Annotated in this window: 6 protein-coding genes and 1 pseudogene; 6 read left to right on the top strand and 1 reads right to left on the bottom strand. The window is 57.1% G+C overall.

Annotation, left to right across the window (positions count from 1 at the left end; translation table 11 throughout):
* Nucleotides 1-140 precede the first annotated feature (140 nt).
* Nucleotides 141-383: a hypothetical protein gene (locus tag ACPUER_RS35955; RefSeq protein WP_425133477.1), complete on the bottom strand. Its 243-nt coding sequence runs from the start codon at nucleotides 381-383 to the stop codon at nucleotides 141-143.
* Between the two features lie 133 nt (nucleotides 384-516).
* On the opposite strand from ACPUER_RS35955, the gene ACPUER_RS35950 reads away from it, so the two are divergent.
* The 6 genes and pseudogenes from ACPUER_RS35950 (at nucleotide 517) to ACPUER_RS35925 (ending at nucleotide 4077) form a co-directional block, all read left to right on the top strand.
* Complete coding sequence (locus ACPUER_RS35950; protein ID WP_425133476.1) at nucleotides 517-723, top strand: hypothetical protein; 207 nt, start codon at nucleotides 517-519, stop codon at nucleotides 721-723.
* On the top strand, nucleotides 699-1007 hold the full coding sequence (gene tnpB, locus ACPUER_RS35945; RefSeq protein ID WP_425133475.1) for an IS66 family insertion sequence element accessory protein TnpB: 309 nt from the start codon (nucleotides 699-701) through the stop codon (nucleotides 1005-1007). Before ACPUER_RS35950 ends, tnpB begins: the two co-directional genes overlap by 25 nt.
* Nucleotides 1008-1074: 67 nt before the next feature.
* Nucleotides 1075-1521: pseudogene (locus ACPUER_RS35940) on the top strand (transposase domain-containing protein); the annotation flags it as partial.
* Between the two features lie 32 nt (nucleotides 1522-1553).
* Nucleotides 1554-1898, top strand: coding sequence for a transposase (locus ACPUER_RS35935; RefSeq protein WP_425133474.1), 345 nt, complete (start codon nucleotides 1554-1556; stop codon nucleotides 1896-1898).
* A 74-nt stretch (nucleotides 1899-1972) separates the two neighbouring features.
* Nucleotides 1973-2431 (top strand): chaperone SicP, encoded by a 459-nt coding sequence (gene sicP / locus ACPUER_RS35930; protein ID WP_425133473.1) that lies wholly within the window; start codon nucleotides 1973-1975, stop codon nucleotides 2429-2431.
* Complete coding sequence (locus ACPUER_RS35925; protein ID WP_425133472.1) at nucleotides 2428-4077, top strand: type III secretion system effector BopA family protein; 1650 nt, start codon at nucleotides 2428-2430, stop codon at nucleotides 4075-4077. The genes sicP and ACPUER_RS35925 overlap by 4 nt, the downstream gene beginning before the upstream one ends.
* Nucleotides 4078-4329 lie beyond the last annotated feature (252 nt).

The raw sequence follows: 4329 nt of genomic DNA, 5'->3' as shown, positions 1-4329 counted from the left end.
CACGCAGCTGCTGCCCCATCGCTGGACGCCAACCGACGCTTGACCATCTCGGCGATCGGTCCCGTCAAGATGACTTCGCCGGGGGCTTACGGTAGAGAGGAGGTGCGTGCCCCGTACCCGCTCGCGCTGAGGCCGCCCCTTCACGCGTCAATTTGATGCATCGCACCGAATTGAATGTATTTCGTAATATTTTTGTATACATTTTTAAATATCTGTGTAGAATGCTCAAACCCCTTGGTCAGGGCCTTGGCCGCGTCACTTGCATGCAAGTGACGCGGCGACCGCGCAGTACGAGATCGCATCAAGTGCTCTTCGGTTGCCCTGTTTTTTGGCGGCTCGCATGGATGGCAACGTTCTGCCACGAGATCGCCTTCGTTGGTCAAGCAGCACTTCTGGGGCGAGCGATTTTGGCGCCTCGTACATGAGCCGCCGCCATCTCGGCGCGCGTACGCTCGCTGATCAGGGAGCGCGAGGGTATTGTCAGGTTGTCGCAGAAGTCGGCGAGTAGCATGGGGGATGAAGAAAGCTTTCGTCTCGGTTCTGCCGTCGACCGACGCGTCGATCTCGTTCAAGGGCTATCGATATCCGCCGGATGTGATCACAGTGCATGTGCGCCTGCCCAATGGCGTCGAGTTTGACCTTGGCGAGGCGAGCCTCGAAGAACTGACGACGATCGTCCAGATGCTGGGGAGGTTGCCGTGTTCCGGTTCGACGAAGGGCTGAAGGTCTACCTGCATCGCGATCCGGTCGACTTCCGTATGGGCATCAACGGGCTGTCGATCCTGGTCGAACAGGCGATGCGCCTGAACCCGATGACCTCGGCGCTGTTCGTCTTCGGCAACCGTCGTCGCGATCGCATCAAGATTCTCGGCTGGGGCGGCAACGGTTTCTGGTTGCTGCTCAAGCGGCTCGAAGCCGACCGCTTCATCTGGCCGAAGGAGGCGACACGATTACGCTCAGCGCCGAGCAGTTGCACTGGCTGCTCGACGGCATCGACTTGGCCGTGATCCAGAAGCATCCCCAGCGATATTACGAGAGGATGAGTTGAACATTACGCGGGTGGAATGGTCTGCCATGCCGAACAACCCCGTCACGTTCAGCGCCGAGGAGTACGAGGCGCTGATTGCCGCGAGCGACGAACGCGATGTGTTGCGCAGCGAACTCCGGCTCGTGACGGCCCAACGTGATCTGGCCGAAGAGAAACTGCGGGCCTACAAGCACGAACTGTTCGGCACATCGAGCGAGGCCCGCCATGCCGACCAGCTCGGTCTGTTCAACGAAGCAGAGGCATTGGCGACGACTGCCGATGCGCCCGCGCGTGAAGACGTGCCCGGCACGTCGGTCGCAGCCCATCCGTGCGGCAAGCGCGGGCGCAAACCACTCGATCCGAACCTGCGCGCGAGGTCGTGCGGCACGAATGGCCAGAAGCTGAACGGTTCTGCGCGCACGACGGCCATGTCCTCGTCGAGATCGGCGTCGAGACGAGCGAACAACTCGTACGTGATTCCCGAGCAGGTGCAACACGAGGCTTGCCTCACGAGATCGAACCGAACATGCACTGCCGGCGTAGTGTTCTTGGCGCCCTGGACTACGGCGCCAACACGCTGATCCACGCAACGCATGCCCGCAACGTCAAAGGCCACACCATCGTTCAATTCATCGACGATTTGCTGGAGACGCCTGACGCTCGCCCGACCGTCATCGGGCTCGACAATGCGAGCATTCATCACCGCATCGACGAAACAACACGGGAGCGCTGGTTGATCGATCACAAGACTGTCCTGTTCTATCTGCCGCCCCATAGTCCCGAACTCAATAAGATCGAAATCGCCTGGCGACATCTGAAATATCGATGGCGACGCTTCGTTACCTGGACCACGGAAACCATCGACGCTTAGCTAGCCGAACTACTGGCCGGGTACGGACCAAATTTCAAATCAATTTCTCGTGAACAATTAAGCCAAATATAGAAATGGATAAACACCAAGAACAACTCGGCCTCTTGGGCCAGCGCCTGGGGCTGCCGCTACGTTTCGACGAAAACCGGCAATGTCTCTTGCTGCTTGACGACAATCTATTCGTATCGCTGCGCGCCAATGATAAAAATTGGCTAATACGCGGCATGCTGGTAGAAATCCCTCTCAATGCGGAAGGAGTCGCCTGGAGCGCCTTGCTGGCCATTAATCTGGATCTGGCTACACAGCAAGCCGGCAGCCTGGCGTATGAACCAACTTCTCGCGCGCTGCTTTATCTCGCCGTTATCCCGAAACCAAGCCAACTCGATGATGTGGTAGAGCGGCTGGAGCGTTTTATCCGTTACCAGGAACAACTACAAGCGCGCGTCATTCATCAACTGAAAGGCATTGACAACTGGCAGGAAAGGCTGCCGAAACACCTTAACCGGGCTCACTTTCTCCGGGAATCATCATGACGTCTTTACAATTGAATGCCTTTCGTACCGTTCAAGCTCACGATACCCAGCGGTTGCAAGTCGGCTCTTCGCAGAACGCGCCGACCGTACAAGTTGCCAAAGAAGGATTCGGCGGCCGAATTTTGAGCTGGTTCGGGCAATGGCCGATTTTCCACCGTATTGAGGCGGTGAAATCGCATATGGATGCCATTCAGGTTCAAAACAAGGAGGTGCTAGCCGCTTTTGTTTCCGCGCTGGCCCCGGAGTATGGGGACATCACTGCACACTCGGCAGAGCCTCTGCTAGAAGTCGAAACGGGCTGCAAGCCCCTTACCCAACGCGTGATCCGGCAAGTGGAGTCATTCGCCCAGGCGTGCCGGCCGAAGGAGGCATATTTCGCTGAACTGTCCGAACGCTTTGGCGACAAGATCGCCAGGCAGGCCTTCGCCATGCAAGAATTGATGCTGGTTGACCGCAATCATGCCTCTGTAGGTCGGTGGACAGAAAAACCGCTGGAAGAGCCCGTCAAAACTACCTTGCTGACTTTGGCCAGCACATTCGAAGAGACCGCTATCCACAGCTCTGTGAAGTGTATCGACAAGGCAAACTCACTTAAAACCCTAGATGGCCCGGATCTGCGAAAAAGCCATGGGGCGCTGGCCAGCGGAAACGGCGCACTGCGCTCACTCCTGACCGGCCTGGATGGCCTTGCCGCGATCAAGGGCCTGACAGGCGCGCCCGAGTTTGTCCAAACGCTGAGAAATGTTCAGGTTGCAGGCATGCCATTTTCCGAGTGGGGCACAACGGGGGGGAAAGTGGAAGCGTGGCTGCAAAGCGCCACGCCGGATCAATTGGACCAGGCGGCGACACGGCTTCGTCAGATTGCAAGTGAAATTCCAGAATTGAGCCGAGCAGCGCAGAGGTATCTAGATGGTGACGTGAGCACCCTGTCACGCCCCCGATTTACCGAGCAGACCTGGCCGACTCAAGGCTCGCGACCCGCGCTTGAGCTGGTCAACCATGACAGCACCGCTGCGATTTCGGACATTAAGGTTTCAGACATTAAGGTGACAGTGGCCGGTAACGCCGACGAGGGCCTGATCGGTTCCGGTGCCCGCGGTCGCGTGCACCGGACCGGGGATCAGGTAATCAAGTCATTCAAGACGATGGACAAGACGGCTATTGCCCATGAACTGGCTATGTGCAACAGCCATCTCAAGACCAGTCAGCGGGGACTTCCGGAGGCCCGTATGGAAGGCAATACACTGGTGATGCCCTATATTGCTGGCGAAACGCCAACGATGGATGAAGCAAAGGCCGCCGTACGCGAACTGTTCGACCTCGGCTTCATGATGGGTGATCCAAGTCCTGCCAATTTTGTGAAAACCGCGAGCGGCAGCGTGGTGCCAGTGGATTTTGGCCTGATGTTTAAAATCGACGAGCGCAATACTGTGTGCCGCAGCGTGATGGGTGAGATCGTCCATGATTTTATCAAGGGCGGGTATAAATGCGTGCCAAAGTCGTTGAAGCACGAATATCTGCGAGTGATGGGTGAGCTTGGCCAGGCCCTGGGAAAAGACAGCCCGGTTAGGAAATTCAATGTCAAAAACCTGATGGCAGCGGGTTGGTTCAATAAAGATGACCTTAAATTGAGAACTGCCCGCTGAGCTACCGAGGCTTTGTTCAGCAGGGTTGGGCACCGCTGTTGATGGCGATCCAGAACCGCGCTTAAACGGCGGCGCAATGTCGAGTAATTCGCTCAAGTACGAAGGAGCCGCAATGAACTGACCCCGCAAAGTTGGACAGTTGAAAACTAGGCGCCCAAGGGCTGAGCGCATACCTTGTCGAACAAAGCCTCGAAATTCAAAAGAGCCCGAAAACGCCCACCTCCAACTGCGGACGCACCAGATGGGCCAACA

The organism is Burkholderia sp. DN3021 (assembly GCF_049805555.1).
Classification (GTDB): Bacteria; Pseudomonadota; Gammaproteobacteria; order Burkholderiales; family Burkholderiaceae; genus Burkholderia; species Burkholderia pyrrocinia_C.
The sequence above is the reverse complement of the archived record's forward strand: the minus strand, read 5'-3'. Positions and strand labels throughout refer to the sequence as shown.

Excerpts from the sequence above, each read along its gene's own strand:
- sicP (WP_425133473.1), top strand. The coding sequence starts at position 1,973 with ATGGATAAACACCAAGAACAACTCGGCCTCTTGGGCCAGCGCCTGGGG.
- ACPUER_RS35935 (WP_425133474.1), top strand. The coding sequence starts at position 1,554 with ATGCACTGCCGGCGTAGTGTTCTTGGCGCCCTGGACTACGGCGCCAAC.
- ACPUER_RS35925 (WP_425133472.1), top strand. The coding sequence starts at position 2,428 with ATGACGTCTTTACAATTGAATGCCTTTCGTACCGTTCAAGCTCACGAT.
- ACPUER_RS35950 (WP_425133476.1), top strand. The coding sequence starts at position 517 with ATGAAGAAAGCTTTCGTCTCGGTTCTGCCGTCGACCGACGCGTCGATC.